The 26,311-nt window shown below is 62.0% G+C and carries 24 protein-coding genes and 1 tRNA gene; 14 read left to right on the top strand and 11 right to left on the bottom strand.

The window, feature by feature from the left end; genetic code table 11:
- Positions 1–16: 16 nt before the first annotated feature.
- Entirely contained in the window at positions 17–1,201 is a 1,185-nt protein-coding gene (locus tag BM364_RS00125) for an SGNH/GDSL hydrolase family protein (RefSeq protein ID WP_175528396.1), read from the top strand.
- Positions 1,202–1,362: 161 nt separating this feature from the next.
- On the opposite strand, the gene BM364_RS00120 is transcribed toward BM364_RS00125, so the two are convergent.
- Positions 1,363–2,913, bottom strand: coding sequence for a UxaA family hydrolase (locus BM364_RS00120; RefSeq protein WP_425284858.1), 1,551 nt, complete (start codon positions 2,911–2,913; stop codon positions 1,363–1,365).
- Between the two features lie 106 nt (positions 2,914–3,019).
- Here BM364_RS00120 and BM364_RS00115 point away from each other — a divergent pair, with 106 nt between their 5' ends.
- The 3 genes from BM364_RS00115 to BM364_RS00105 are packed head-to-tail and all read left to right on the top strand — an operon-like array spanning position 3,020 to position 5,129.
- The gene (locus BM364_RS00115) at positions 3,020–3,769 is read left to right on the top strand and encodes a GntR family transcriptional regulator (RefSeq protein WP_092419249.1); all 750 of its coding nucleotides are present in this window, start codon (positions 3,020–3,022) and stop codon (positions 3,767–3,769) included.
- Between the two features lie 16 nt (positions 3,770–3,785).
- Positions 3,786–4,220 carry an RbsD/FucU family protein gene (locus BM364_RS00110; protein ID WP_092419247.1) on the top strand — a complete coding sequence of 145 codons (435 nt, stop codon included), beginning with the start codon at positions 3,786–3,788 and terminating at the stop codon, positions 4,218–4,220.
- Between the two features lie 57 nt (positions 4,221–4,277).
- The gene (locus BM364_RS00105) at positions 4,278–5,129 is read left to right on the top strand and encodes a fumarylacetoacetate hydrolase family protein (protein ID WP_092419244.1); all 852 of its coding nucleotides are present in this window, start codon (positions 4,278–4,280) and stop codon (positions 5,127–5,129) included.
- A 191-nt stretch (positions 5,130–5,320) separates the two neighbouring features.
- Here the strand turns inward: BM364_RS00105 and BM364_RS00100 are convergent, their stop codons facing one another.
- Positions 5,321–6,196 (bottom strand): c-type cytochrome, encoded by an 876-nt coding sequence (locus BM364_RS00100; RefSeq protein WP_092419241.1) that lies wholly within the window; start codon positions 6,194–6,196, stop codon positions 5,321–5,323.
- 66 nt (positions 6,197–6,262) lie between these two features.
- Positions 6,263–7,210 carry a carbohydrate kinase family protein gene (locus tag BM364_RS00095; protein WP_092419238.1) on the bottom strand — a complete coding sequence of 316 codons (948 nt, stop codon included), beginning with the start codon at positions 7,208–7,210 and terminating at the stop codon, positions 6,263–6,265.
- Positions 7,211–7,356: 146 nt separating this feature from the next.
- On the opposite strand from BM364_RS00095, the gene BM364_RS00090 reads away from it, so the two are divergent.
- Together BM364_RS00090 and BM364_RS00085 are read left to right on the top strand one after the other, a co-directional pair.
- Complete coding sequence (locus tag BM364_RS00090; RefSeq protein ID WP_244542721.1) at positions 7,357–7,965, top strand: TRAP transporter small permease subunit; 609 nt, start codon at positions 7,357–7,359, stop codon at positions 7,963–7,965.
- The gene (locus tag BM364_RS00085; RefSeq protein ID WP_092419235.1) at positions 7,965–9,353 is read left to right on the top strand and encodes a TRAP transporter large permease; all 1,389 of its coding nucleotides are present in this window, start codon (positions 7,965–7,967) and stop codon (positions 9,351–9,353) included. The genes BM364_RS00090 and BM364_RS00085 overlap by 1 nt, the downstream gene beginning before the upstream one ends.
- Before the next feature lie 167 nt (positions 9,354–9,520).
- Here the strand turns inward: BM364_RS00085 and BM364_RS00080 are convergent, their stop codons facing one another.
- The 4 genes from BM364_RS00080 to BM364_RS00065 form a co-directional block, all read right to left on the bottom strand.
- Positions 9,521–10,621 carry a TRAP transporter substrate-binding protein gene (locus BM364_RS00080; protein WP_092419232.1) on the bottom strand — a complete coding sequence of 367 codons (1,101 nt, stop codon included), beginning with the start codon at positions 10,619–10,621 and terminating at the stop codon, positions 9,521–9,523.
- Between the two features lie 158 nt (positions 10,622–10,779).
- Positions 10,780–12,069 (bottom strand): sugar transferase, encoded by a 1,290-nt coding sequence (locus BM364_RS00075; protein WP_092419230.1) that lies wholly within the window; start codon positions 12,067–12,069, stop codon positions 10,780–10,782.
- A 39-nt stretch (positions 12,070–12,108) separates the two neighbouring features.
- On the bottom strand, positions 12,109–13,290 hold the full coding sequence (locus tag BM364_RS00070) for an O-antigen ligase family protein (RefSeq protein ID WP_210186365.1): 1,182 nt from the start codon (positions 13,288–13,290) through the stop codon (positions 12,109–12,111).
- A gap of 305 nt (positions 13,291–13,595) precedes the next feature.
- Positions 13,596–13,672 (bottom strand) — tRNA-Met (locus tag BM364_RS00065).
- A gap of 242 nt (positions 13,673–13,914) precedes the next feature.
- On the opposite strand from BM364_RS00065, the gene BM364_RS00060 reads away from it, so the two are divergent.
- From BM364_RS00060 to BM364_RS00040, 5 genes are all read left to right on the top strand, one after another.
- On the top strand, positions 13,915–14,952 hold the full coding sequence (locus BM364_RS00060; protein ID WP_092419224.1) for an aldo/keto reductase: 1,038 nt from the start codon (positions 13,915–13,917) through the stop codon (positions 14,950–14,952).
- A 63-nt stretch (positions 14,953–15,015) separates the two neighbouring features.
- Positions 15,016–15,747, top strand: coding sequence for a DUF599 domain-containing protein (locus BM364_RS00055; RefSeq protein ID WP_092419221.1), 732 nt, complete (start codon positions 15,016–15,018; stop codon positions 15,745–15,747).
- A 144-nt stretch (positions 15,748–15,891) separates the two neighbouring features.
- The gene (locus tag BM364_RS00050) at positions 15,892–18,117 is read left to right on the top strand and encodes a mechanosensitive ion channel domain-containing protein (RefSeq protein ID WP_175528395.1); all 2,226 of its coding nucleotides are present in this window, start codon (positions 15,892–15,894) and stop codon (positions 18,115–18,117) included.
- Positions 18,118–18,288: 171 nt separating this feature from the next.
- Positions 18,289–19,497: a lytic murein transglycosylase gene (locus BM364_RS00045; RefSeq protein WP_244542720.1), complete on the top strand. Its 1,209-nt coding sequence runs from the start codon at positions 18,289–18,291 to the stop codon at positions 19,495–19,497.
- 156 nt (positions 19,498–19,653) lie between these two features.
- On the top strand, positions 19,654–20,652 hold the full coding sequence (locus BM364_RS00040; protein WP_244542719.1) for an alpha/beta hydrolase: 999 nt from the start codon (positions 19,654–19,656) through the stop codon (positions 20,650–20,652).
- Between the two features lie 96 nt (positions 20,653–20,748).
- On the opposite strand, the gene BM364_RS00035 is transcribed toward BM364_RS00040, so the two are convergent.
- From BM364_RS00035 to BM364_RS00025, 3 genes are all read right to left on the bottom strand, one after another.
- The gene (locus BM364_RS00035; RefSeq protein ID WP_092419215.1) at positions 20,749–21,162 is read right to left on the bottom strand and encodes a VOC family protein; all 414 of its coding nucleotides are present in this window, start codon (positions 21,160–21,162) and stop codon (positions 20,749–20,751) included.
- A gap of 214 nt (positions 21,163–21,376) precedes the next feature.
- Positions 21,377–21,862, bottom strand: a complete 486-nt coding sequence (gene bfr, locus BM364_RS00030) for a bacterioferritin (RefSeq protein ID WP_092419211.1) — start codon at positions 21,860–21,862, stop codon at positions 21,377–21,379.
- Complete coding sequence (locus BM364_RS00025; RefSeq protein WP_244542718.1) at positions 21,828–22,118, bottom strand: (2Fe-2S)-binding protein; 291 nt, start codon at positions 22,116–22,118, stop codon at positions 21,828–21,830. The genes bfr and BM364_RS00025 overlap by 35 nt, the downstream gene beginning before the upstream one ends.
- A 243-nt stretch (positions 22,119–22,361) precedes the next feature.
- Here BM364_RS00025 and BM364_RS00020 point away from each other — a divergent pair, with 243 nt between their 5' ends.
- Positions 22,362–23,105: an SDR family NAD(P)-dependent oxidoreductase gene (locus BM364_RS00020; RefSeq protein WP_092419205.1), complete on the top strand. Its 744-nt coding sequence runs from the start codon at positions 22,362–22,364 to the stop codon at positions 23,103–23,105.
- Here BM364_RS00020 and BM364_RS00015 read toward each other — a convergent pair.
- A complete protein-coding gene (locus BM364_RS00015; RefSeq protein WP_092419202.1) occupies positions 23,056–23,679 on the bottom strand; it encodes a pseudouridine synthase in 624 nt (207 codons plus the stop codon). The genes BM364_RS00020 and BM364_RS00015 overlap by 50 nt on opposite strands.
- A gap of 76 nt (positions 23,680–23,755) precedes the next feature.
- Here BM364_RS00015 and BM364_RS00010 point away from each other — a divergent pair, with 76 nt between their 5' ends.
- Positions 23,756–24,565 (top strand): alpha/beta hydrolase, encoded by an 810-nt coding sequence (locus BM364_RS00010; protein ID WP_092419199.1) that lies wholly within the window; start codon positions 23,756–23,758, stop codon positions 24,563–24,565.
- A gap of 89 nt (positions 24,566–24,654) precedes the next feature.
- Positions 24,655–25,911: an SEL1-like repeat protein gene (locus BM364_RS00005; RefSeq protein ID WP_092419196.1), complete on the top strand. Its 1,257-nt coding sequence runs from the start codon at positions 24,655–24,657 to the stop codon at positions 25,909–25,911.
- The last annotated feature ends 400 nt before the right edge of the window (positions 25,912–26,311 follow it).

Here is a 26,311-nt window from a genome sequence, read left to right as displayed (position 1 = left end):
AATAGCGGAAAACCAGATGCAGCGCACACTCGCTTTCTTGATAATCGTTCTCCTTGTCGGGCTCGACCTGACGCCTGCCTTCGCGCAGGCGGAGCAGCGTATCGAACTGGCTCAGGAAACACGCCGCCGCACCCTGTTCGATGTGCTCTTCGGCGATGAGCCACAACGCGCGCAACCCCCGGTTCAGCAGCCGCGCCAGCAGCAACCGAGGCCCCGCCAGACCGCACCGGCTGCAGCGCCCGTCGCCCTGCCCCCGCCCAAGCCGCAGATCACCAAGGCAGAGGATGCGACCCGGCTGGCGGTTTTCGGCGATTCCCTTGCGGTCGATGTCGCCAAGGCGCTTGATCGCTTTTATGCCGAAGATCCCAACCTGGTGGTGATCGACCAGGGCGTGGGCTCGTCAGGCTTTGTACGGGACGATTATTTCGACTGGAACGCGGCGGTCGCCGAACAGATCGCGGCCGACAGCTTCGATCTCGCCGTTGTCGTCATCGGCATCAATGATCGCCAGGAGATCTCCGCCCCAAGCGGAAAATACGACTCGCTCACCCCCGGCTGGACGGCTGAATATCAGAACCGCCTCAACGAATTTCTCGGCCAGCTTCGCGCGGCGCGCAAGCCCGTGATCTGGGTGGGCCTGCCTCCCATGTCCCGCTCGGAATATTCCACCGCCATGAGCCAGATCAGCGCTCTTCACAAAATGGCGGCATTTTCCGGCGGCGCCGAATTTCTCGATATCTACGATCGTTACCTTGGCGAAGACGGCAAATACACCGCGCAAGGCCCCGATGTGAACGGCCAGAACGCGCGCATGCGCAAGGATGACGGCATTCATTTCTCGGCCGCAGGCGCCGACAAGCTCGCTTTCTTCATCAACCAGTCCCTCCGCACCTTCTACCGGGGCGGCAGCGTCACCATCGCGGTAGTCGACCCGCTACAAGGCACCGATGCCGCCGGCATGCTGCGCCCACCCTATCAGGGTCAGGGGCAGACGCGCCTTCTCGAAGTGGCAGGCGCCGTCGTTCCGATCAGCCGTGCGCCCCAGCGCGCCACGGACCTTCTGATCTCGGCGCCACAAACCGGCAGCCCATCGGGCGGCTTCTCGCTCGAACAATTGATGGCTGCCCCCATCGGGCGCGTCGATGCCTTCGGCGTCGGCATCGACCCCAATGCCGACACCGCCAATCAGGGTGAGAGATAAGAACTTCTGGCTAGTCTACTCTCTTCCTGCGAGCGAGGAGACCGGCCAATGCCCTCGCATCGGTCCCCACGCTCGCTCTGATCCCCTCGCCTCTTTGGCGAGAGGGTGAGGGTGCCTTCCTCACATCTCAGGTCAGGAGGCTTCCTGCAGGTCCAAAAACCTCACATCACCGCCCCGACCTGCCACGGCACGAATTCATTATCGCCATAGCCGAGCTTTTCGGACTTGGTTTCTTCGCCCGAAGCCACGCGCAGCAGAAGATCGAAGATCTCCTGGCCCTTGTCCTCGATCGAGACTCCATCGACGATATCGCCGCAATTAACGTCCATGTCGTCGGTCATTCGCCCATAAAGCTCGGAATTGGTCGCTAGCTTGATCGAAGGCACCGGCTTGCAGCCATAGGCGGAGCCGCGGCCGGTGGTAAAGGCGAGGATATTGGCCCCACCCGCAACCTGCCCCGTGGCCGAAACCGGATCAAAGCCCGGCGTATCCATGAACACGAAGCCCTTTTCGGTGACCGGTTCGGCATATTCATAAACGGCCGTCAGCGGCGAGGTGCCGCCCTTGGCCGCCGCTCCCAGCGACTTCTCGAGAATGGTGGTCAGGCCGCCGGCCTTGTTGCCTGGGGAGGGATTGTTGTTCATCTCACCGCCATTGCGATGGGTATAGTCTTCCCACCACTTGATGCGCTCGAGCAGTTTCTCGCCCACCTCGCGGTTGACGGCGCGCCGGGTCAGCAGATGCTCGGCGCCATAGATCTCCGGCGTTTCCGACAGAATGGCCGTGCCGCCATGGCGCACGAGCGTATCGACCGCAACACCCAGGGCCGGGTTGGCGGTGATCCCGGAATAGCCGTCCGAGCCACCGCATTGCAGCGCCAGCGTCAGTTCCGAGGCCGGGATCGTCTCGCGCCGGGCGCGCGCCGCGATCGGCAGCATCTCCTTGATCTTCTCTACGCCCCATTCGATCATCTTGGCAGTGCCGCCGATCTCCTGGATGGTCATGGTACGGAACGTATCGGTTTCAACCATGCCATAGGACTGCTTCATGCGCTCGATCTGGAACACCTCGCAGCCAAGGCCCACCAGCAAAGCAGCGCCAAGATTGGGATTGGCTGTGTAACCCCACTGCGTGCGACGCAGGATCTGGTAGCCCTCGCCCTGATTGTCCATGGCGCAACCGGTGCCATGGACAAAGGGAATGATCCCGTCGATCTCGGGATAGTCGTCGAGCACACCGGAATTGTTGATGGCCTGCGCCATGAACTTGGCCACCGTGGCCGAGCAGTTCACCGAGGTGAGAATGCCGATATAGTTGCGCGTGCCCACCTTGCCATTGGCGCGGCGATAGCCTTGAAACGTCGCCTGCCTGTCCGCGGTCAGGAACTCGACCGGCACGACACCCTGGGCGAAGGCATAATCATGCTCGAGCGAGCCATCGGGCCCGCCCATACCGCAATTGTGCTCGTGCACCCAATCACCGGCAGGGATACCTTCCTTGGCAAAGCCGATGATCTGGCCGAACTTGACAATGGCCTCGCCCGCAGCGATCGGCCGGGTGGAAAACTTATGGCCCCGCGGCACGCGGCGCACAATGGCAACGCCTTGCGCTGTTTGCGTGCCCACATCGAGATTGGCCAGCGCCACAGCGATATTGTCGGCGCTATTGAGCGTCAGGGTCTTGCCTTGCGGGCGGGTCATGGTCTCGGACATGGGATAGGTTCCGCGGGTATGAATCTCAACTCGTGCTTTACGCCTTCTCCCCTGCCAGTCAGATTTGACCATTGCGGGACGGCGGCACACTAACTAACATGTTAGCATGAACAACGGTAACAGTTCCTATTCTTTTTTGACGCGGCCACCGGGCCTCGCGCGCGGCAATGTGACCGCCGAGGTGACCCAGGCTTTGCGTCAGGCGATCGTGACCTTGGCGCTCGAGCCCGGCGCCACGCTCGACAAGTCGGCGATCTGCGCCCAGTTCGAGGTCTCCCGCTTTCCCGTGAGCGAAGCCTTCGCGCGCCTTGCCGAAGAGGGACTGGTCGATATCGCGCCCCAGCGTGGCTCCACCGTGTCGCTGGTGCGCATTGCCGATGTTCGCGAATATATGCTCATCCGCAAGGGTCTTGAGAGCGAGGCGCTACGCGTCTTGATCGGCAAGCATGACAGCGAGGTGATCGACGCGCTTCACGCCAATATGGCCGAACAGCGTGAGGCTGCCGCGCGCGACGATGCGGAAACCTTTCACCAGATCGATGTTGCCTTTCACGACATCATCTTCCGCACCATGCGCATGACCAAGGTCAAGGCCATCATCGACAAGGCGCGAGCCAATCTCGACCGCGCCCGCCGCATGATCATCACACCCCGGCGCCTGGCGCTGACCATTGCCGAGCATCAGGCCATTCTCGATGGCATCGTGGACAGCAACGCGCCCCAGGCGATCGCTGCCATCCGCGCCCATATCGATGCGGTCATGGTCGAACTCTTCGCCTTTGCCCAAGACAATCCAGGCATTTTCGCAGACGGCGCCGAGACGGTGCTCGATGACGACTATTTCCCTTTCGGCTGATTTTTTCGGAGACACAATGCTCAAACTGATCCCGCCCCTGCTCGGCCCCGAACTCCTCGCAACCCTTCGGGCCATGGGTCATGGCGATGAAATCGTCATTGCCGACGCCAATTTTCCCGCCGAGTTTCTGGGCCCCAATGTGCACCGCGCCGATGGTATTGCGGCCACCGACATGCTCGACGCCGTGCTGACGCTGATGCCGCTCGACGACTTCGTCGATGAGGCCGCCATCGCCATGCAGGTCGTCGGCGATGCTGCAGCCCGCCCGCCGATCTTCGACACGTTCGAAGAAATCATCCGCCGTCACGAACCAGACATGGGTCTGTCGGCAATCGAGCGCTTCGCTTTCTATGATCGCGCCAGCAAGGCGGCAGCAGTCATCCAGAGCGGCGAGGCGCGCCTTTACGGCAATGTCATTCTGAAAAAGGGCGTCATCCGCCCCAAGGCCTGAGCCCCGCCGACATCACCCAGCCCCCCAAGGCTGCCGCACACAAGAGGAATTCGTTTCATGAAACTGCTCCGCGTTGGCCCCAAGGGCTCGGAAAAACCCGCCATCCTGGCCAAGGATGGCACCATTCGCGATCTCTCGGGCGTCGTCCCCGATATCGGGGGCACAACGCTCCTGCCCGAAGGGCTTGCCCGCATCGCCTCGACCGACATCGATCTTCTGCCCAAGCTCGAAGCCTCCGAGCGGATCGGCCCGTGTGTGGCCGATGTCGGCAAATTCATCTGCATCGGCCTCAACTATGCCGATCATGCCGCCGAAACCGGTGCGCCAATCCCCGAAGAGCCGATCATCTTCATGAAGGCCACGAGCGCCATCATCGGCCCCAATGACGACGTGATCATCCCCAAGAACGCGCTCAAGCCCGATTGGGAAGTCGAACTCGCCATCGTCATCGGCAAGGAAGCCCGCTATGTCGAGGAAGCCGAAGCCCTCGATCACGTGGCCGGCTACTGCGTCTGCAACGATGTGTCCGAACGCCATTTCCAGACCGAGCGCGGCGGCACCTGGGACAAGGGCAAGGGCGCTGACACCTTCGGCCCTATCGGTCCCTGGCTCGTCACCAAGGATGAAGTTCCCGATCCGCAGAACCTCTCCATGTGGCTGGAAGTCGACGGCAAGCGCTACCAGGATGGCTCCACCAAGACGATGATCTTCGGCGTCGAAAAGGTTGTTTCCTATGTCAGCCAGTTCATGAGCCTGCAGCCGGGCGATATCATCACCACCGGCACGCCTCCTGGTGTCGGCATGGGCATCAAGCCCGAGCCGGTCTGGCTCAAGCCCGGCAATGTCATGCATCTGGGTATCGAAGGACTCGGCGAACAGCGGCAAAACGTTCGCGCCTATAGCGCCTGAGCAGCGATCGTCTGCGGGAAGGCGGGCCACAGAGCCCGCCTTTCTTGTTCCCCCACCTGCCTTGCTACCACCAGTCTCCGATTTTATCATCAAGGCATCAAGAGCGGCATCATCTCTGACGATGCGATTGAAGTTGCCCGCGTGGCTCCACGCGGCGCGGGACATAACGCCCGATCTGCTTTCCGGCTGATCTATTCAGCCAGAAGATATGCCGAGACCGCGGTGAGATCCTCGTCCGTCCAATGCGCGGTCGAATCCGCGATCACCTCGCCCATCGGCCCACCCAGGACATCGAAGCCCGGCGTGAAACCGTCTTTCAGCGTCTGCGCCAGCGTTTCCACATCATAGCCCTCCGCCACCAACGCCTCCCGCGTCAGCGCTGGCGCACGTCCGCCGGTGCCGCCGGGCGAACCGGTGAATGCCTTGTCCCATTCGAGCGCGCCAAGGGCGTTGCGCGGTGTGTGGCAGGCGACGCAGTGCGCCGGGCCCATGGCGAGGTATTTGCCCCGATTGTAGACCTCGTCCCTTCCCTCCTCGGGCACGAAACGGCCCGGCGAGAAGAAGAGATTTTTCCACCCCGCCATCAGCAGGCGCATATTGAACGGGAACGGAATTTCGCTTTGGGCGGACGGCGTGGACACTGGCTCGCTCGCCATCAGCGCGGCGTAAAGATCGACCACATCCTTGTCGCTCATCAGCGTGTAATTTTCGTAAGGAAAGGCCGGGTATAGGTGCCCTTGAGGCCCCATGCCGTCGCTCATCGCCGCCGAAAACTGCTCAACGGTCCATGCGCCGATGCCCGCCTCCGGGTCGGCGGTGATATTGGGCGGCACGAACGTGCCGAACTGGGTTTCGAGCCCCACGCCCCCTGCCAGTTCCGCCCCGCCGGCAGCCGCATTGGTATGGCAGGCCACGCATCCGCCGAGCCTGAGAACATAGTTGCCGCGCTCGGCATCGCCAACAAGCGTCAGGTCACGCGCTGGTCCGGAAACAGGCTTGAGCATATAGGCAGCAACGCCCACCCCGAGTACGGCGACCACACCTGCAGCAAGCCAACGCTTTTTCATGTTGTCCCCCCAGTGACGCGCCGCGATCTGACCAGAGCCGGCGGGCCGGCGCAACTCATAGTCCGCTCAACTGCTTGCGAGCACGGCGTCCACTTCGGTGCGCGTTGGCGGATTGCAGCCCTTGTGCGCGCAGTTGAGCCCGGCCACCACCGCGCCGAAGCGAAGGGTTCGCTCGAGCCCCGCCTGGTCGAGCTGACCGAGTTGCCCTGCCTTGAGCGCACCGGTCTCGCCCAAAGCCGTCAGGATACCCGCCATCAAACTGTCGCCGGCGCCCACCGTGTCCCCGAAGACGGGCGGCATATAGATGCCGGCATTGGCGGTCGCGGCGGGGGTAAAGGCGCGCGATCCCTTCTCGCCCAGCGTCACCACCACAAGCTCGCAATTGGGCCGATCAAGCAGCCAGCCGGCGTGCTCCTCGATGCTGACGCCAGGCTCGAGCCATTCGTGATCTTCTTCGGAAAGCTTGATGATATGGGCTAGATCGAGAAAATCGGACAGGCGGCTGCGATAGCCTTCCTCGTCGTCCACCAGCTTGTCGCGCACATTGATGTCGAACGAGATCGTGGCGCCTCGCCCGATAGCCGCCTTGACCACGGGCAGCCACTTTTCTGCGTCCTTGGCAAGAATGGGCGCAAAGCCCCCGATCTGGTAGAGCGTTACCGCGGGCGGGAGCGCCTCCAGCAGACCCTCGCGCGTGAACGCCCGGTCGGCGCCCCGCTCGAACACATAGCTTGCCTGCATCTTGTCGTTGAAGCTGACGATCGCCTTGGTGGTCGGAGCGGCAACGCGCTCCTTGAGCAACACCTCCACCCCGGCGGCCGCGAGCGGCGCCAGCAAGAGATTGCCGTGCTCATCCTGGCTGATCGGACACAAAAACCCTGTCGAATTTCCAAGCTTTGCCAGCGCAATCGCGCAATTGAAGGGCGAGCCGCCCGGTAAGGCCTGGCGCTCGGCCCCGGCAGCTGCCGAAAGTGGCACCAGATCAATCAGGCTCTCGCCACCAACCACGAACATCGTTCACTCCCCGGCTCGTCTGGGGTGGCTCCTTAGCATCAAAGCGGCAAAAGACACCAGATTCCGTGGCGTTTTTCACCTGAGCCCCAAGCAATCGAGTTGACCTTATACCCGTATGATGTTCAATCGCTGGCAATTGCGCCCGCATGTCAAAGGGACGCAAGCATCTGGGATCAAGGGGAGGAATCGCGGTGCAAGGGCTCGCCGTGCTCATCCGGGGCATAAGTGCCATCAATTGGCTTATCGGACAGGTTTTGAGCTGGTTGGCTCTGGCTTGCGTTCTCGTCTGCTTCACTGTCGTGGTGCAGCGTTATTTCTTCAACACCTCGACCCTCTGGGTTCAGGACCTTTACGTCTGGGTCGCTGGCGCCATGTTTACCGGTGTCGCCGGTTTCGCTCTTCTGCGCGATGACCACGTCCGCGTCGATATCTTCTATCGCCCGGCCTCGATCCGCCGCAAAGCCATGGCCGACCTCTTCGGCGTCGTCGTGTTCCTGCTCCCCTTCATGTATGTCGTGCTGCACTATTGCTACCCGGCCGTCGCACGGTCCTGGGGCTATTATGAAGGCTCCTCCAATATTGGCGGCATGCCGGGCCTCTTTGTGCTCAAGAGCTTTATCATCGTCTTCGCCGTGGTGGTTGGCCTTCAGGGCATTGCCATGGCGTTGCGCGCCATTCTCGTGTTGGGCGGCCAGCAAGACCTCCTGCCCCCTGACCTGCGCTACAGACAAGACGACGAAAGGGAAGTGCACTGATGGATCCCGTCCTTATTGGCGAGATCCTCGCCGGCCTCATGTTCGTGGGCGTCATCGGCGTCCTCATGCTGGGCTTTCCCGTAGCCTTCTCGCTTGCCGGCACCGCCATTCTCTTTGGCCTGGTCGGCTGGTGGCTGGGTGTCTATGACGCGTCCAACTATGGTTCGCTCGCCGGCCGCTATATTGGCCTCATGACCAATGAAGTGCTGGTCGCCGTACCACTCTTTGTGTTCATGGGCGTGATGCTCGAGCGCTCCGGCATTGCCGAGCAATTGCTGCTTACCATGGGCAAGCTCTTCGGCAATCTGCGCGGCGGGCTTGCGCTTTCGGTGATCGTCGTCGGCGCCCTGCTTGCCGCTTCGACCGGCGTTGTCGGCGCCACGGTCGTCACCATGGGCCTGATCTCCCTGCCCGCCATGCTGCGCGCCGGCTACGACCCAAAATTGGCCACCGGCGTCATCTGCGCCTCCGGCACTCTGGGACAGATCATCCCGCCCTCGACCGTGCTGATCTTCATGGGCGACATGCTCTCGGGCATCAATGCTCAGGTGCAGATGGAAAAGGGCAATTTCGCGCCCGAGCCTGTTTCGGTGGGCGCGCTGTTCGCCGGCGCCATCATTCCCGGCCTGCTCCTTGTCGGCATCTACGCTGCCTATGTGATCTTCAAGGCCTTCACCGATCCGCAATCGGCCCCGGCCACCCCCGTGCCGGAAAGCGAAAAGCGCAATCTGTGGCGCGAAGTGGTCGTCGCGCTGATCCCGCCGCTGCTGCTGATCGTTGCCGTTCTGGGCTCTATTCTCGCCGGTGTCGCGACGCCCACCGAGGCCGCTTCGGTGGGTTCGGTCGGCGCATTGCTGCTGTCGCTGCTGCGCGGCAAGCTCACCTTCGGCATCCTGCGCCAGGCGGTGATCTCCACCGCCACCATCACCTCCATGGTGTTCATCATCCTCTTCGGCGCCGCGGTCTTCTCGATCGTCTTCCGCATGATGGGTGGCGATAATCTGGTGCACGAATTCCTCTCCTCCATGCCGGGCGGGGCGGTCGGTGCGATCATCATCGTGATGTTCGTGATGTTCCTCCTGGGCTTCATCCTCGATACCTTCGAGATCATCTTCATCGTCATCCCCATCACCGCACCCGTGCTGCTGGCGCTCGATGTCGATCCGATCTGGCTCGGCGTCATGGTGGGCGTCAATCTGCAGACGAGCTTCCTCACCCCGCCTTTCGGCTTTGCGCTTTTCTATCTGCGCGGTGTGGCGCCCGCCCGCATTTCGACCGGCATGATCTACAAGGGAGTCATCCCCTTCGTGATCCTGCAGATCATCGCAGTGATCACGCTGTTCTTCTTCCCCCAGCTTATCACCTGGCTGCCGGGCCTTTTGTACTAGAGGCGTCGCCGACCCTACCCCACCGTCACCACCCGGCTTGTCCGGGTGGTCCATGCTAAGGTGAGATGGATTACCTGGACGAGCCGGGCGATGACGGCACTGGGAGAAGCACGAAAAGCAAAAAGCCCGGGCAATGCCCGGGCTTTCCTTTTGGATCGAAGATCCGCTCAGTCGAAGGTGATATACTTCTCGCGAGCTGCCAGATAGGCCATGTCGGTATCGCGCGTTCTGGCGCGCAGAAGGTTGAAGGCGGAAACGAAGCTTTCTGCTGTTTCCTTGGTCAAGGCATCCCCGCCTTCGCGGATTTCGGCGATCAGTTCCATCGAAGCCTTGGCGCCGGCTTCCACGATTTCCTCCGGGAACTGGCGCACCTGCACGCCATGCTCCTCGACCAGCGCATTGAGCGCCCGCGGATCGTTGGCATACATGTCCGAGGACACCTGGTCATAGGCCGATTGGGCAGCGATGCGGACGATTTCCTGCAGGTCTTCTGGCAGTTCCTGGAACTTTGCCTTGTCCACCACCAGTTCGGTCGCAAGACCCGGCTCCACGAAGCTAGGGAAATAGTAGTTCTTGGCAATCTGATAGAAGCCGAGGGCGAGGTCGTTATAGGGACCGACGAATTCTGCGGCATCGAGCGTGCCCGACTGCAGGGCGGCAAAGATTTCGCCGGCGGCAAGGTTGGTCACCGAAGCACCCAGCTTTGCCCAGACCTGACCACCCAGACCCGGCGTGCGGAAGCGCAGGCCCTGGATGTCGGAAACGCCGGTCAGTTCGTTGCGGAACCAGCCGCCAGCCTGCGTGCCGGTATCGCCCGACAGGAAACCCTGGACGCCGAACTGGTCATAGACCTTGTCCCAGATTTCCTGCCCGCCGAGATAGCGCACCCATGCGGTCAGCTCGCGATTGGTCATGCCGAAGGGCACGCCGGTGAAGAACGACAGCGCCTGGCTCTTGTTCTGCCAATAGTATGGCGTGCCATGGCTCATTTCGGCCGAACCGTCGATCACGGCGTCGAGCGCCTGCAGGCCAGGCACCATTTCGCCGGCAGCGAAAACCTGCACGGTCAGACGGCCACCCGAGGCCTTGGTGATGCGATCGGCAAGCGTCTGCGCGCCGACGCCGAGGCCCGGGAAATTTTTGGGCCAGGTGGTGACCATGCGCCAGGTGATATTGCCCTGCGCAATGGCGGGTGCAGCCAGCGTCGTTGCGGCAGCGGCGCCAATCGTGGCAACCGAAGCCTGCTTGAAAAATTCACGTCTCTTCATAGATGTCCTCCCAAAAGGCGCCTCTGTATGCGCCTCGGCGATGCGTTCCCCCCAAACGGGGCATCACGTGCAGCTAACAAAGCAAGGGGCAGATATTCTGTCCAGCATGTTGTTGCAGAACCTGCCGAAAACTCCTCCCCGCAAGCGCGGCTCTGGCTTTAGCGGGCACCGCTACGAAAGAGCAAGGTTTTTATCGTCCGCACCGCGATGATCACGTCGAGATCGAGCGAGACGTGCTTGAGATAAAAAAGGTCGTAGGAGAGTTTGGCGATCTCTTCGTCCTCGGTTTCGGCATAGCCATGCGAGACCTGGGCCCAGCCGGTCAGCCCCGGCAGGAGGATCGAGCGGTTCGGATATTGGGCGATCCGCGCCTCAAGGCTTTCCGCGATCGCAACCGAAACCGGGCGCGGCCCGATGAAGCTCATTTCGCCCTTGAGGATATTGACCAGTTGCGGCAATTCGTCGAGCCGCAATTGCCGCACGATGTTGCATCCGGGCAGAATGCGCGCGTCATTGCTGGCCGTCGATGCCGTGCTCGCGTTCTTGACCATGGTGCGGAACTTGTAAAGCCGGAACGTGCCGCCGCCATAGCCGCGCCGATCCTGAATAAACAGCACCGGCCCGCCATCGATGGCGCGGATATAGAGCCAGAGCAGCCCTCCGACGAGGAGTGCCGGAACGGCGAGTACGACGACCCCGGCAATGTCGATCGCCCGCTTGGCGCGATAGTAAAGAATCTGGCTGGGCGAATAGGAGACATCGGCCAGATCGAAACTGTCGATGTCCACCCGGCCGGTAAACCCCTCGACATAGCTCGGCCAACTCTCGATATCGAGCCCGCGCAGATAGAGCCGTGTCAGCACCGGGCCCCATTCCGGGCCATGGTGATAGTGCGGGTCAATCAGCACCCGCCTGATATCGGGCCCGATCGTGTCGGCGGTCACAAGCGGCACGCGCCCCTTGAGCTTGTCCAGCACCGCTACCGCGCCATCGAACTCGAGCAGCCCCACCCGCCGCGTCAACGACCGCGCCATGGCGATATTGGCGATCGTCACGCCCAGAAGGGTCAGCGGCATGGTCAGCGCTATGCCCTGATAGCTCAAGGGAATGCGCGTTGCCGCAAGGAGCGATACGATCAGCGACGTGGCAAAGACCGTCACCATAACAGCCAACGTAAACGGATGGCTGCGCCGCTCGGCAACAATCAGGAGGCTCACCGCCACGATTGGAACGGCGGCCATGGCGATGGCGACCGGCACGATATTGTGCCAATCCCCGCGCCCCGCGCCCATCATCACGAGGCAATAGATGGCAAATGCGAGACCTGCCGCACTCAACGTGCCCGGCACGGCGGCGCGGATCAGGGAGATATAGTGGTGGGTGCGCCGCCGCGCCCCCTGCCCGATCACGGCTTCGAGGCCACTCGCACCCGCGCGATTTTGCAGCATCGGTTCAGGTCCTCGTCGCTTGCACGGATTGGGCCGGCGTCAAGCCCGTTTCGGCTCATCGCGATCAGCCAGAAGAAACAGCCAACCCATCAATGCTGCATAAAGCACAGTCTGGGGCAGGAGGCCAAACATGGAATTGGTGAGCCCCAAAACCAGATAACCCAGCGAGGCCGTGCCACCCACCACGAAAGCGAGCCGGCGATTGGCTCCCTTGACCGCCAGCATGGCCAGAATGGGCGCAAGGAGCAGCGCCCCATAGGCGGCAAGCCCCAGAACCCCGCCTAAGACGGCGAAATTGGCAAGATCGGCATGAAGATGATCGAAACCACGAAAAATGCTGTCGGCCGGGTAAAAAGCTTCCGCCGCCGGCATCATCCCGGCCCAGCCATATCCCCAAAGGGGAGACTGGCCGAACGCCTGCACCGCGCCCCCAAGCATTTGCGATCGGCCCTCATCGAGCGCGGTCAGATTGCCTGCGCCGAAACCGGCGGCCAGTTCGGCCAGCACCCCTGCTGCGCGCGGCCCGAGCGGCGAGATCGTCAGCACGGCCCCAAGCCCCACCAGCAAGACGGCAAGACTGCTCCAGAGCCAGCGATCGCGGCGATGCCAGTAAAGAATGGCCGGCGCAAAAAGAACCGCGAGCGCCAGAGCTGCAAGGAAAGGCCCGCGCGATCCCGACAGCAAGACCCCCCCGACCCCCAGAACGGGTCCGGCCAGAAACACATGCCGCCAGCGCCCCGCGACCGTTTCGAACCCCACAAGGCAGATAAAGCCAAGGATCACCATGAGCCCGCTGAAATGGATGGGATTGTTGAAAACCCCGGCCCGATCCGCCTGGCTGACGAGAATATCGTAAACGCCCACCGCCAAACCAAGCGCCGTACCAAAAAGCGCCATTCCCGCGATGGCCTGCGGCGCGGCAAGGCGCGGCGCATGGCGCGCAAGCTCGGGAAAACCGAGCGCGAGAAGCGGCACAAGCAAGACTGCCGGTCCCAGCCAATTGCGCGGCTCGAGCGGCCCCGCCAACACAGCGGCAAGGCTCACGCACAAAAGGGCCAGAAGCAACTCCCGTCCTCCCGGCCGGAGAGCATGCCGCCAGCCACCGCCCGGCACGAGAAGAATGGCAAGCCCCACCAGGGCCACATAGCAGGCGATGTAGCTTGCAACCGCAGACAGAGCGAAGGCTGCAACAAGCGTTGCTATCGAGACGAACCTGAGCACACGATCCCTTTCGCTCTTTGGGTGCAAGCATGCATCCGCTTCGTGCCGGCAAAAGGCAAGGGGGTTCGCTCCGTCGCACCCTCACGGCAGCCGAATTGGCAGCTCCCGAGGTGTTTTCTCCACTGATTGATGCATCAAACCCGCGGACACCGGAAAGGGCAGGAACCGTCTGAACCACAGTGGCGCCGAAGGCAATCGAAGGGCAGCATCAGCCAAGATTGGGCACCTGCCCCAATTTCAAGACGATTGAGAGCCCTCGGATCAAAGACACAAAAAAAGCGCCCTTGCGGACGCTTTCTTTGATTTGGTTGCGGGAGCAGGATTTGAACCTGCGACCTTCAGGTTATGAGCCTGACGAGCTACCGGGCTGCTCCATCCCGCGTCAAACACGGCGCCTTGGCGCGGTGTGAGGGCTATATAGGGGGAAGCTCGGTGCAGCTCAACCCCCAAATCGGATCAAGTGACGGTTTTTTGACAGATCCCCGGTTTCCGGGTGCGTCCGGCGCCCCATGGCATGTGGAAAACTCGGCGCAGCGAACCGCCTCATCCTGCACGGGCCTTTCCCGAGCCCCCGCCTCCACCTAGTTTCGCCCCAGCAGACGATCACTAATCGGGAGTAGCTCCATGGACATCAAGCCGCTGGGCAGACTGGGCATCGAAGTCACCGATCTTTGCCTTGGCACCATGACCTGGGGCAGCCAGAATACCGAGGCCGAAGGCCATGCCCAGATCGCCATGGCGCGCGATGCCGGCATCAATTTCATGGACACGGCCGAACTCTATGCCGTGCCGGGCAGTCCCGAAACCAGCGGCCGCACCGAAGAGATCATCGGCAACTGGTTCGCCGCCAACAAGGATCGCGACAAGTGGGTGCTTGCCAGCAAGATCGGCGGCGGCGGCAGTGCTTTCCTTCGCAATGGCAGGCGCGCCGATGGTCCCTCGATCCGCGAAGCGCTGGAGTTGAGCCTGCGGCGCCTGCAGACCGACTATATCGATCTCTATCAGATCCATTGGGCCAGCCGCGGCCACTACCATTTCAGCAATTACTGGGACTATGCTCCCGCCCAGCAGGATACCGCCGATGTCCTCGACAACATTGCCGAAATGCTCGAGGTTCTGGGCGAGCTCGTCCAGGCCGGCAAGATCCGCGCCATCGGCGTTTCCAACGAGACCACTTGGGGCATCGCCCAATGGTTGCGCATTGCCGATGCCCGCGGCCTGCCGCGCCTTGCCACGGTGCAAAACGAATATAGTCTCCTCCGCCGGCTCTTCGATCATGACCTGGCCGAACTCAGCCATCACGAAGATGTCGGGCTCCTTGCCTATTCGCCTCTGGCCGCAGGCCTCTTGACCGGCAAATACCAGAACGGGGCAACCCCTCGGGGTAGCCGCAAGGACTACCAGAAGGGCTTTTGGCGCCTCACCCCCTTTGCCGAAGCAGCGACAGCCGAATATCTGGCGCTTGCCGCACGTCATGGCCTTGATCCCGCGCAGATGGCCATCGCCTTTTGCCGCTCGCGTCCCTTCATGACCGCAACCATCATCGGCGCGACCAGCACCGAGCAATTGGCGATCGACATCGCCGCCAAGGATCTGGTGCTTGCCCCCGAAGTTCTGGGGGAGATCGAGGCAATCCACCGCCGCCATCCCCGCCCGATCTGAGCCCATCAGCACCCGGCCTCAAATCCGCTATGCTCGCTCCACCGCAACGCCAAGAACACTGACGTGACGACAACGCTCTTCACCTCGCTTTTTCCGCTCCTGGCCTATTATGCCTATAACTTCATCGTGCCCTGGGTGGAGCGGCGGCGTCCCTCCCTATCGAGCATCATGAACATGCAGCGGCGGCGCTGGGTCACCAATGCCACGCTGCGCGAAAGCCCCTTCGATGCCATCCTGTCGGGCAACATCATGGGTTCGGTGAGCTTTCTGGCCTCGACTTCCGTGCTGCTGGTGCTGGCGGTCTTTGCTGTCTTCGGCCAATTGCCAACGCTGATGGACACGCTCAAGACGCTTGCGCCGGAGAGCGCCTTCACCATTGCCGATGTGCAGATCCACCTCATGATCATGCTGATCATGTTCGTTCTGGCATTCTTTGCCTTCACCCTGTCGCTGCGCCAGTTCAACCACTACTGCATCATGCTCGGCGCGCTTGAGCATGACCGGGTAACAACCGAAGAAGAGATCGAGGCGATCACGCGCATGAACGCGCTGGGCGCCCAGAACTTCAACAGCGGCATCCGCGCCTACTATTTCTCCGTCGCAACCGTTGCCTGGTTCGTATCCGAGTGGCTGGCGGTCGCGGCATGCGTTGCAACTATCCTTATTCTCGCCCATCGCGAATTCTTCTCCACCGCCCACCGCACCGCTGCCTCCGCCGCCGTACTCGCAGCCCGCCACCGGCAGAAACTGCAAGCGGAAAAGGCCGCTTCCAGCAAGGAAAAGGGCGGGCTCTAGCGCCGTGCCACGGGCCGGTGCAGCGTCCTTTTCCAGGGGTGCGACAAGAGCCGCTGAATAGCTGCCATGTGCTATCGAAGGAAACTTCAGGCCGCTCCGAGACTTGACCTCGGCGTTTCAACCGCCATGCTGAGGCCAATTTCTTTGACCATTCCGGTTCCTATGCAGCTCCTCCTCCGCCTCGCCCTGTTTCTCCTTTTCGCCGCAACCCCGGTTTTCGCTCAGGTCCCCGGTCTGACGCTGGACAGCGGAACAGAAGCGGAGGCGGCGGAGCCCGCTTCAGGCCAGGCTATCGATGATCTCGTGCGCATCCTGCAGGACGATGCTGCCCGCGCCGCACTGATCGAGCGCCTGCAACAGGCAGCACCCGCCGAAGCTGCACCCGAAGCCCCGCCCGATCTCAGCATTGCCCGGCAATTGGCCGAGTATACCCGCAGCATCGCCGAAGGCGCCTCCTCGACCGCTCAGGCCCTGGGCGGGGCGATCGTCAATATCCGCGATGCGTTCTCCGGCACGCTCAATGCCGACTACGATATCCTGCAGTCGGTGCTGGTGGGCCTCGCCATCGTCGCCGTGGGACTTTTCGGCAGCTTCTTTATTCTCAGGCTCATCACCATTCCCCTGATCGCGCGGATCGAAAGCCGGCTTGGGGGGCGAAGCCTTGTCGCCCGCTTCAGCGGCTTGTGCCTGGCAGCGCTTGTCGATGCGGCAAGCGTGCTTGTCGCCTGGGCGCTGGGCTATGTGCTGGCGCTCAACACCGGCACCACCGCTGGCGGGCACATGGGCATCAACCAGTCCCTGCTGCTCAATGCCTTTCTGGTCGTCGAGATGACCAAGCTGGTGTTCCGCGTCGTGCTCATGCCGCGCTTTGCCAGCCTGCGCCTTCTGCCGGTCACCGATGAAAACGCGGCATATTGGTCCTTCTGGGCTGCCCGCATCATTTCGCTGCTCGGCTATACCTTCATGTTCGTCGCCCCGGTTCTGACGAGTTCCGTCGGCCGCGCCGCTGCCTCGGCCGTGCAGGTCCTGGTCATGGCCACCGCCATCATCATCGGCATCATCATTGTGCTGCAAAACCGCGACGACGTGCGCAAATGGCTCACTGATCTTGCCGGACGCCGCAAGTTCGATGGGTTCGGGCGCGTGCTCGTGGCGATCGGCCAGTCCTGGCATATCCTGGCCATCGCCTATCTCCTCGCCATCCTGATCGCCTGGTTCACCAATCCCAATGGCGCCCTGCCGTTCATGCTCGGCGCAACGGTCCAGTCGGTCATCGCCGTGGTGATCGGGGGGCTGATCGTCACCTTTATCGGCCGCTTCGTCAGCGTCGGCCTTCGCCTGCCCCACGACGTCAAGGAACGCCTGCCCCTGCTTGAGACCCGGCTACGCGCCTTTGTGCCGCGCGTCATGCTGATCGTGCGCTGGATTGTCATCATCGGCGTCGTCATCGCCATCGGTCAGGCCTGGCGCCTGTTCGACTTCCTTGGCTGGATCGGCTCGGACGAAGGGCTCGCCGCTGCAGGTTCAGTCTTTTCGGCCGCCCTTATCGTTCTTGGCGCCATCATCCTTCATGTGGTGGTCGCGTCCTGGGTGGAATACCGCCTCAACACGATAAGCGGCAAAGTGCCCACCGCGCGGGAAAAGACGCTCCTCAACCTCTTCAAGAACGCCTTCACCATCGCCCTCGTGGTTTTTGGCCTGATGCTGGCGCTCGCCCAGATCGGGGTCAATATCGCTCCGCTTCTTGCCGGTGCCGGTGTGCTTGGCCTTGCCATCGGTTTTGGCGCGCAAAAGCTCGTGCAGGACATCATCACCGGCATTTTCATCCAGTTCGAGAACGTGATGAACGAGGGTGACGTGGTCGAAGCAGCCGGCCGCTCGGGCGTCGTCGAAAAACTCACCATCCGCTCCGTCACCATTCGCGACCTCTCGGGCACCGTGCATCTGATCCCCTTTTCGTCGGTCGATCAGGTGTCCAACATGATGCGCGGCTTCTCCTTCCACGTTGCCGAAATCGGCGTTGCCTATGACAGCGATATCGAAGGAGTGAAGCAGGCCATGCACGACGCGTTCGCTCGGCTCATGGAAACGGATCACAAGAGCGAAATCCTCGACGACCTCGACATGCAGGGGGTCATCGCCTTCGAGGCCTCCTCGATTACGGTACGCGCCCGTATCAAGACCTTGCCGGGCAAGCACTGGGCCATCGGGCGCAAATATAACGAGCTGCTCAAGGTCATCTTCGCCGAGCGTGGCATCGAAATCCCCTTCCCCCACATCACCTATGTGCAAGGGGGCGAGGCGCGCGCCTCGGGTCGCGTCCTCCACCCCGATGGGGACGCCTTGCCCAAGCCCGCCAACGCGGACTGACGGGAACGTGATGGAGGGTCGGCAATGCCGGCCCTTCTGCCTTAAGGGCATCTTAATTTGATGGGTTAAAATTGTGATACGCGCCTGGCTGGGGGGCTCAGGGCGCAGAGTGGCGTCGGCAGCATTGCGCCGGCCCGCTCGGTGCGAAGTGCTGAAGCAAAGAGGCCCGAAGTGACCAAGGCATTTGATCTCAAACTCTCCCTGCGCCTGGCCATTGCCACGCTCGGCGTCGTGGCGGCCATGGTGCCGGCCGCGGCCCAGGCCAACAACGCCGACTTCATTCGCGGCCTCTGGCCCGATGCCCAGGCCAATGGCGTCAGCCGGGCTGCGTTCGATGCATCCTTTGCCAATTACGCGCCCATCTCGCAGGTGATGGAGCTGACGCGCAAGCAGCCCGAATTCACCCAGACGGTGCAGCAATATATCGACCGCCGCGTAACCGCGGCCCAGGCGAGCAAGGGCCAGTCCATGCGCGCCCAATGGGCTCAGACCCTGGCGGCCACCCAGCAGCGTTTCGGCGTCCAGCCTGAAATCACCCTCGCCATCTGGGGCATGGAAACCAATTTCGGCGGCTATATGGGCGGCAACAACACCATCCATGCCCTTGCCACCCTCACGCAGAACAACTATCGCGCCAGCTTCTTCCGCAAGGAATTGCTGACCGCGCTGCGCATCATCACCGATGGTCACATCACGCCCGATCAGATGACCGGCTCCTGGGCTGGCGCCATGGGCCACACCCAGTTCATGCCCACAAGCTTCATGAGCTATGCCGTCGATTTCACCGGCGATGGCAAGAAGGACATCTGGAATTCGGTGCCCGACGCCTTGGGCTCGACCGCCAATTACCTCAAGTCTTTCGGCTGGCGGCCCGGCGAGACCTGGGGCTATGAAATCAAGCTGCCCGCCAATTTCGATTTCACGCGCGCCCGCCAGATGGAAAAGGCCAGCCTCGGCCAGTGGCAGCAGATGGGCATCACCCGCGTTTCAGGCCGGGCCTTTCCGCGCCCCAGCGATACCGCGCGCCTCTATATGCCCGCAGGTGCCTCAGGGCCCGCATTTCTTCTTCTGCCCAATTTCGATGTGATCAAGCGCTACAACAATTCCGACAGCTATGCCCTCGCGGTAGGCCATCTGGCCGATCGCATCATCGGAGGCGGCAGCTTCGTCACGCCCTGGCCTTCGGGGGATTATGCCCTGACCGTTGCCCAGCGCACCGAGGTGCAAACCCTGCTTTCCCGCCGCGGCTATGATCTTGGCACACCCGATGGCGTCATCGGTCCCAAAACGCGCGCCGCCGTCATGGCCTATCAGGTCCAAGCCGGCCTGCCCGCCGATGGGCACGTTTCGGGCCAGCTGCTCGACCGGCTCAAGCGGTAACCTTTCATTAACCCTGAGCGCGCAGACTCAGATGGCTTAAGCAGGGGGCAGGCAAGCGCTGGACAACAGTGCGCCTGCCCTCGCCCATTTCCCGGCCATAAAATATCCCGCTTTATCCGCCAGTTTCGGCGCGCCCCTTAACCAGCACCCCGCCCCATGACCCGCTTCCGCCCGCTTCTTGCTGCCCTTATTATAGCGCTCGGCCTGCAGCCGCTTGGCGCCCAGGCCATTTCGGTGATGGACCCGTTTAATCTGCCCGCCGCCATGGATGCCGGCACGAGCAAGATCGGCGACGGCATACCCTATGCCACCGGCCCGCGCCATAAGCTCGACGTCTATGGTCCCGAGCAGCGCGGCGCGCCTGCTCCGGTGGTGTTCTTTATCTATGGTGGCGGCTGGAGCCGGGGTGAACGCTCCGATTATCAGTTTGTCGGCCGGGCCCTCGCCTCGCGCGGCTTCATCACCGTCATTGCCGATTATCGCCTCGTGCCCGAAGTGCGCTTCCCCGATTTCCTTTACGACAGTGCGGCCGCGCTGCGCTGGGTTCAGGACAATATTGCCAATTATGGCGGCGATCCCAACCGGCTCTTTCTCGCGGGGCACTCGGCCGGTGCCTATAACGCGGTCATGCTCTCGCTCGACCCGTCCTATCTGCGCCAGTTCGGCGTCACCATGCCTATACTGGCGGTCGGCGCGCTATCGGGTCCCTACGATTTCTACCCCTTCGAATATAGCGAGGTGAAGGAAGCCTTCGGCTATGCTCCGAGCCCGGAAGGGACGCAACCGATCAATCTCATCACCTCCGATGCCCCACCCATGTATCTGGCGACCGGCACCACCGATCCCATCGTGCGCGTCCAGAACACCAATCATTTCGCCGAGCGCCTGCGCGCCCAGGGCGTCTGGGTCACCACCCAATATTACGAAGGTTTCGGCCACATGGAGCCGGTGATCGCCATGGGCGCACTCTGGCGCTGGCGCATGCCCGTGCTCGATGACATGGTCGGTTTCTTTCAGCGCTTCGGCGCCTTCCCCAGCGGCATCCCCTATGTCGCGGTCGCCCCCTCCGCCCCTGAAGACCTACCCGATTCCATTGCCCCCATGGACCAGATCGTTTCTCAGCTCAACGCCATGTTCCAGCCCATCGAGGAATAGAGGCCAGCAAGGCTCCTCACCCACCGGCGGCGCCACCCACCTCTCCCTCTGCGGAGAGGTCCGCCCAATGGGCCAGGTGAGGGGGCCTTGAAACGTCTACCGCAGGGGCTCGATCGCCACCGATGCTGCCGAGCGCTTGTTCGGCCCGTGGAACACGGCTTCGATATTGTTGCCGTCCGGGTCGAGCACGAAGGCTCCATAATATCCCGGATGATAGTCGCGCTCGCCGGGCGCCCCATTGTCCCGTCCGCCGGCAGCAAGCGCCGCTTGGTAGAACGCGTCGACCATGGCTTGATCCCGCGCCTGAAAGGCAAGGTGGACATGGCTGGGCAGCACATCGCCGGATGTCTGGTCCACAAACAGCTCATCTGCCTGAAACCAGTCCTTACCCGATGCGGTGATGGCGACGCCCAACACCTCCAGCACCGCCTTGTAGAAGCGTAGCGTCTTGTCGAAATCGTGCGCCCTCAGGTGCACATGATCGATCAGCCGTCCGGTGTGGTAGGTCATAGCAGCACCCTGTGAATGATGAACGTCGTTCCGAGTAGCTTGTGGTGAGGTGCCAAGCGCAGCCTCGAACCATGGCGCGTGGCAGATAGATATTGGGGCCTCGCCACCCCCTTTGTCGCTCCGCCCCGCAACGCGCCTAACGACGAGGGACGCAAAAATCTGCGTTGTGCTCCGGACAGCAAAACGCCCGGTCGAGCCGGGCGTTCCAAAGCGCTTATTCAGCCTCGTCGGCCGAAGCGGAATTGAGCTGGCCGTATTTTTCCGGCCCGATCCGCTCAAGCAGCTCGAGCTGGGTTTCCAGGAAATCGATATGCCCTTCTTCGTCGGCAAGCAGATCTTCGAAGAGGTTCTTGGAGACATAATCGCCCAGCTGTTCGCACAGCTCGCGGCTCGCTTTATAGGCCGCGCGGGCGTCATATTCGCCGGCAAGGTCGGCTTCCAGAACTTCCTTGATCGTCTGGCCGATTCGCAGCGGCGCAACGCGCTGCAGATTCGGGTGACCTTCAAGGAAGATGATCCGCTCGATCAGGCGATCGGCATGATGCATCTCTTCGATGGATTCGGCACGTTCCTTGGAAGCGAGCTTTTTGTAGCCCCAATCGTCCAGCAGGCGATAATGCACCCAATACTGGTTGACGGCGCCGAGTTCGAGAAAGAGGGCCTCGTTAAGCCGCTCGATGACTTGTGCTTCGCCTTTCACGACGTACTCCACTGCGTTGCTTCTTGAGCTTTTCCAGCCCAGTCTGGAACGTCAGAACGTCTCCAGGAGGATGGGCATGCTGGGCGTGATAATTCTCTGTGACCTGGACGATAATGTCCACCACATTCGGCACGCAGCCCGCGCATTTCGCACGTCTGTTGAGTTCGCTGTAAACCTTCGCCGGCACGACAAGCTGCCATGGATCCGCCTTGAGCAGGTCCAGCACGATATCCTCGATCTCTTTCGAGGTGATCATATTGCACTGGCAAACAAGCATGGGCGACAGGTTCGTTCGGTCTTCTCAACGAGCCGCAATAAACGCTCCTCATAGTTGAATGTCAACATCATAAAATAGCGCGCTCAGGACACATCTTGTGCACTGCACCAGTTCTCCTCCCACGGAATGGCCGGGCGGAGAACATCACCCACAATGCCCAATGCCCCTCGCCAACCCCATACCCGCCGGTTAAGCTGGTATGGAAGGTGCAAGGAGGACGCGTTGAACCAGATCGATCTTGCCGGCCAGGTCGCCGTTGTCACCGGCGGCGCTCAGGGGATTGGCCTTGCCATTGCCAGGCGCCTTGCCGTTTCGGGCGCCCTTGTCTGCCTGTGGGACCAGCGGACCGACCTCCTCGACAGCGCCCGAGCGGATGCAAAGGCGGCCGCCGCCACATCAGTCGACATCACCGATTACCTCGCGGTCGAAGCCGCCACGGCGGAAATGGAAAAATCCTTCGGCCGCATCGATATCCTCGTCAACTCCGCCGGCATCGCCGGCAAGAACGCCCCGCTCGACGAATACGACCTCGACGAATGGCGCCGCGTCATCGATATCGATCTTACCGGCACCTTTCATGTGAACCGCGCCGTTCTCCCTGGCATGAAGGCGCGTAATTACGGGCGCATTGTCAACATCGCCTCGATTGCAGCCAAGGAAGGCAATCCCAATGCCGCCGCCTATGCCGCTGCCAAGGCAGGCGTCATCGGCATGACCAAGGCCGTCGGCAAGGAAGTTGCCAAATATGACATCGCCATCAATGCCATCACCCCAGCCACGGCTAAGACGCGCATCCTCGACGAGCTCAAGCCCGAATTCATCGACTATATGCTCAGCCGGATCCCGCGAGGGCGTTTCCTAGAGGTCGAGGAAGCCGCCAACATGGTGGCCTGGCTCGTCAGCCGCGAAAACAGTTTTACGACCGCTTCGGTCTTCGACCTGTCGGGCGGCCGGGCGACCTATTAGCCCCAGCATGCCCTTGTTGTGCCCGTTTGGGCGAGCTGACCTCAACCTCGCGCCACTCTCCCGGCGCCAGTCCCTCTAGGCTCCACTCCCCGATCTGCCAGCGCACGAGCCGCAGCGTCGGCAATCCCACTTCGGCCGTCATGCGCCGCACCTGGCGATTGCGCCCCTCGGTGATCACCAGCGAGAGCCAATGGTCGGGCACGCTCTTGCGAAAGCGCACCGGCGGATCGCGCGGCCAAAGCTGCGGCGGCTTGACCTGGCGTACCTTGGCGGGCCGCGTCACCCCGTCCTTGAGCAACACGCCGGCCCTTAGACGCGCCAACGCCTCTTCGCTCGGCTCCCCCTCCACCTGCACCAGATAGGTCTTGGGCAACTTGAAGCGCGGCGAAGCAATTTTAGCCTGAAAGGCCCCGTCATCGGTCAAAAGCAGCAGGCCCTCGCTATCTTTATCGAGTCGCCCTGCGGGGTAAACCTCGGGCACCGGAACATAGAACCGCAAGGTGGCCTCCGGCTCGCCCCCTGAAAACTGGCTGAGCACATTGAACGGCTTGTTGAAAAGGATAAGGCGGGTCATGCCGATCTGATATTGCCTCTTTCAGCTATCTTCAACGCATTGCGACAATCGGCCGGTTCGCGGCAAGGAGCAGACCATGCCGGTAAGTCTGATCGGACTGATCAATCGCCTCACGCCCAAGCACAAGGGCTCGCACAAGATCGCGTCCGGCCTTCGCTATGGCCCAACCGCGCGCCATCGGCTCGATATCTATGCGCCCCGCCAGCAGGATAGTCCCCTGCCGATCATCGTTTATTTCCATGGCGGCAGCTGGTCCGAAGGGGACCCTGAAAGCTATGGTTTCATCGGCCGCTCGCTGGCTGCCCTTGGCTATGTCGTCGTTCTGCCGGCCTACCGGCTCGTCCCGGACATCGAATATCCCGCATTTCTCGAGGATTGCGCCGCCGCCACCCGCTTCGTCACCGAAAACGCAGAAGCATGGCGCGGCGACCGGCACAAAGTCGCGCTCGCCGGCCATTCCGCCGGAGCCTATAACGCTGCAATGCTCGCCCTTGTGCCGGATCTGCGCCTGGCGGCCGGGCTCGCCCAGAACCTGTGCGGCGTTGCCGTCCTGTCCGGCCCTTTCGACTTCTTTCCTTTCGACGGACCGATCAGCCTTCGCGTCTTCGGCGCCGTGCCGAACCCAAGGAAAACCCAACCCGTCGTCCATGTCCAAGCCAGCGCGCCGCCCTTTTTCCTTGCAACCGGCGACCGCGACCGGCTCGTTTATCCGCGCAACACGGCCGCCCTCGCCGCCCGGCTCAAAGCGGCCGGTGTGACAGTGGAGGAGCACCACTATCCACGCCTCGAACACGCCTTTCCCATGCTGGCTCTGGGCCGGTTGGGACGTTTTCTCGCACCGGTCCGAACACAGCTCCGCGACTTTTTTGCGAAGGTTTTCGCCTGAACCCGGCATTTGTTGGCTCCATCGCGCTTGCGACACCCCCATCCATGGCTAACATGTGCCTAAATCACCCAAGCCTTTGGTAGCTCGCGATGAAATCGACACTCTTCGGCACCGCACGCCGCGCTGTGCTGGTCTTGACCACGGCCCTGTGCACCGTTCCCGCCTATGCCACGCCCGCTTTCGATGCCTGCGCCGCAGAAGCGGCAAGCCAGTGGGAAACCGGTTACCTGCAAACCGGCAAGGACACCTGGGATCTCGACGCCGCCGCTGCGATCAAGGCCTGCACCGCAGCTCTCAGGCAAAGCCCGGACTCCCCCGAGCTCAAGGGCTGGCTTGCACGGGCCCATTTCGCCAATGACGATTACGACAGCGCCATACCGCTGTTCGAAGAGGCAGCCGAAGGCGGTCACGTCCTCGCCCTCGCCATCTTTGGCGACATGCTGATTACGGGCGATGGCGTACCGACCGATATGGAGCGGGGCGCCGAACTCCTGCGCCGCGGCGCCGATGCCGGTTTCGCGCTGGCCCAGAACAGCCTTGGCCTCTCCTACGATTTTGGCGAAGGGGTGCCGCAGGACTATGACGAAGCGGCACGTTGGTATCGCGCCGCCGCAGAACAGGGCATGGCCATGGCCCAATCCAATCTGGGATTGATGTATGAAGAAGGGCTTGGGGTGCCACGCGACTATGTGGCGGCCGCTGCCTGGTTCGAGCGCGGCGTCGCTCAGGACGACGTTTCCGCCCTCGTCAACCTCGGCAAGCTGCTTCAGGACGGACTCGGTCAGCCGCCCGACCTCGCCCGCGCCGCCGAACTCTATGGCCGCGCAGCCGATCAGGGCGACATGTACGGCCAGAACAATCTCGGCTTCCTGATGGAAAATGGCGAAGGGCTCGAGGCAGACCCTGCCGGGGCCGCCGAACTCTACGAGTTAGCCGCTGCCCAGGGTATGGCGCTCGCCAAGCATAACCTGGCGCTGCTCTACGAAGACGGCCGGGGCGTCGAGCGCGATCTCGACCGCGCCCGCGAACTTTATCGCGAAGCGGCCGAAGGCGGGGAAATGCGTGCCGCCGTCAATCTTGGTCTTCTCTACATGGACGGCACCGGAGTTTCGGTCGACTATGCCGAAGCGCTCCATTGGACCGAACTCGCTGCCGCCGAGAACCAGCCGATCGGGCTCAACAATATGGGCCACATCTACGAGAACGGCCTGGGCGTCGAGGTGAACCTCGCAACGGCCCGCCGCTACTACGAACAAGCCGCCTCTTTGGGCTACGATCTTGCCCAAGACAACCTCACCCGTCTCGACCGCCCTGCGACATCAGGCGGAAAGACAAAAACCAAATAAACGGTCGATGAGCGCGTGGAGCGGCATCGAGGGACACTTTCCAGGTCCCTGCTCTGATGCCACCAGAGATGCACCTGACGCTTGTGGGCGTGCTGATTTGGATGCGAAGATTGGCCTGGCCTCAAGTTCAGCCATCCGGCTCCGAACCAGCGCACGCTTCGTTCTTGGCTGGCGTCTTGAAGCATGCTGCCGTGTTTCGGCGCAGCTCGCCCAGTCCTCGTCTGCCTTCTGCGTCTGCCGAACACAAGAAGCCCCCGGTCATTTCTGACTGGGGGCTTTTTTTTGTGTTGGTTATCGTTAGGAGACTTTTGTGTTTTTAGCAGACCTTGCGGTGCCCTACTCTCCCAAGTCTTGAGACTTAGTACCATTGGCGCAGCGGGATTTGACGGTCGAGTTCGGG

Source organism: Devosia crocina, assembly GCF_900116545.1.
Taxonomy (GTDB): domain Bacteria; phylum Pseudomonadota; class Alphaproteobacteria; order Rhizobiales; family Devosiaceae; genus Devosia; species Devosia crocina.
This window is presented reverse-complemented; position numbering and strand designations above follow the sequence as displayed.

Bases quoted from the DNA above. Each gene is read 5' to 3' on its own strand.
- BM364_RS00125 (WP_175528396.1), top strand. From the start codon at position 17: ATGCAGCGCACACTCGCTTTCTTGATAATCGTTCTCCTTGTCGGGCTC.
- BM364_RS00120 (WP_425284858.1), bottom strand. From the start codon at position 2,913: ATGTCCGAGACCATGACCCGCCCGCAAGGCAAGACCCTGACGCTCAAT.
- BM364_RS00115 (WP_092419249.1), top strand. From the start codon at position 3,020: ATGAACAACGGTAACAGTTCCTATTCTTTTTTGACGCGGCCACCGGGC.
- BM364_RS00110 (WP_092419247.1), top strand. From the start codon at position 3,786: ATGCTCAAACTGATCCCGCCCCTGCTCGGCCCCGAACTCCTCGCAACC.
- BM364_RS00105 (WP_092419244.1), top strand. From the start codon at position 4,278: ATGAAACTGCTCCGCGTTGGCCCCAAGGGCTCGGAAAAACCCGCCATC.
- BM364_RS00100 (WP_092419241.1), bottom strand. From the start codon at position 6,196: ATGAAAAAGCGTTGGCTTGCTGCAGGTGTGGTCGCCGTACTCGGGGTG.
- BM364_RS00095 (WP_092419238.1), bottom strand. From the start codon at position 7,210: ATGTTCGTGGTTGGTGGCGAGAGCCTGATTGATCTGGTGCCACTTTCG.
- BM364_RS00090 (WP_244542721.1), top strand. From the start codon at position 7,357: ATGTCAAAGGGACGCAAGCATCTGGGATCAAGGGGAGGAATCGCGGTG.
- BM364_RS00085 (WP_092419235.1), top strand. From the start codon at position 7,965: ATGGATCCCGTCCTTATTGGCGAGATCCTCGCCGGCCTCATGTTCGTG.
- BM364_RS00080 (WP_092419232.1), bottom strand. From the start codon at position 10,621: ATGAAGAGACGTGAATTTTTCAAGCAGGCTTCGGTTGCCACGATTGGC.
- BM364_RS00075 (WP_092419230.1), bottom strand. From the start codon at position 12,069: ATGCTGCAAAATCGCGCGGGTGCGAGTGGCCTCGAAGCCGTGATCGGG.
- BM364_RS00060 (WP_092419224.1), top strand. From the start codon at position 13,915: ATGGACATCAAGCCGCTGGGCAGACTGGGCATCGAAGTCACCGATCTT.
- BM364_RS00040 (WP_244542719.1), top strand. From the start codon at position 19,654: ATGACCCGCTTCCGCCCGCTTCTTGCTGCCCTTATTATAGCGCTCGGC.
- BM364_RS00035 (WP_092419215.1), bottom strand. From the start codon at position 21,162: ATGACCTACCACACCGGACGGCTGATCGATCATGTGCACCTGAGGGCG.
- BM364_RS00025 (WP_244542718.1), bottom strand. From the start codon at position 22,118: ATGATCACCTCGAAAGAGATCGAGGATATCGTGCTGGACCTGCTCAAG.
- BM364_RS00015 (WP_092419202.1), bottom strand. From the start codon at position 23,679: ATGACCCGCCTTATCCTTTTCAACAAGCCGTTCAATGTGCTCAGCCAG.
- BM364_RS00010 (WP_092419199.1), top strand. From the start codon at position 23,756: ATGCCGGTAAGTCTGATCGGACTGATCAATCGCCTCACGCCCAAGCAC.
- BM364_RS00005 (WP_092419196.1), top strand. From the start codon at position 24,655: ATGAAATCGACACTCTTCGGCACCGCACGCCGCGCTGTGCTGGTCTTG.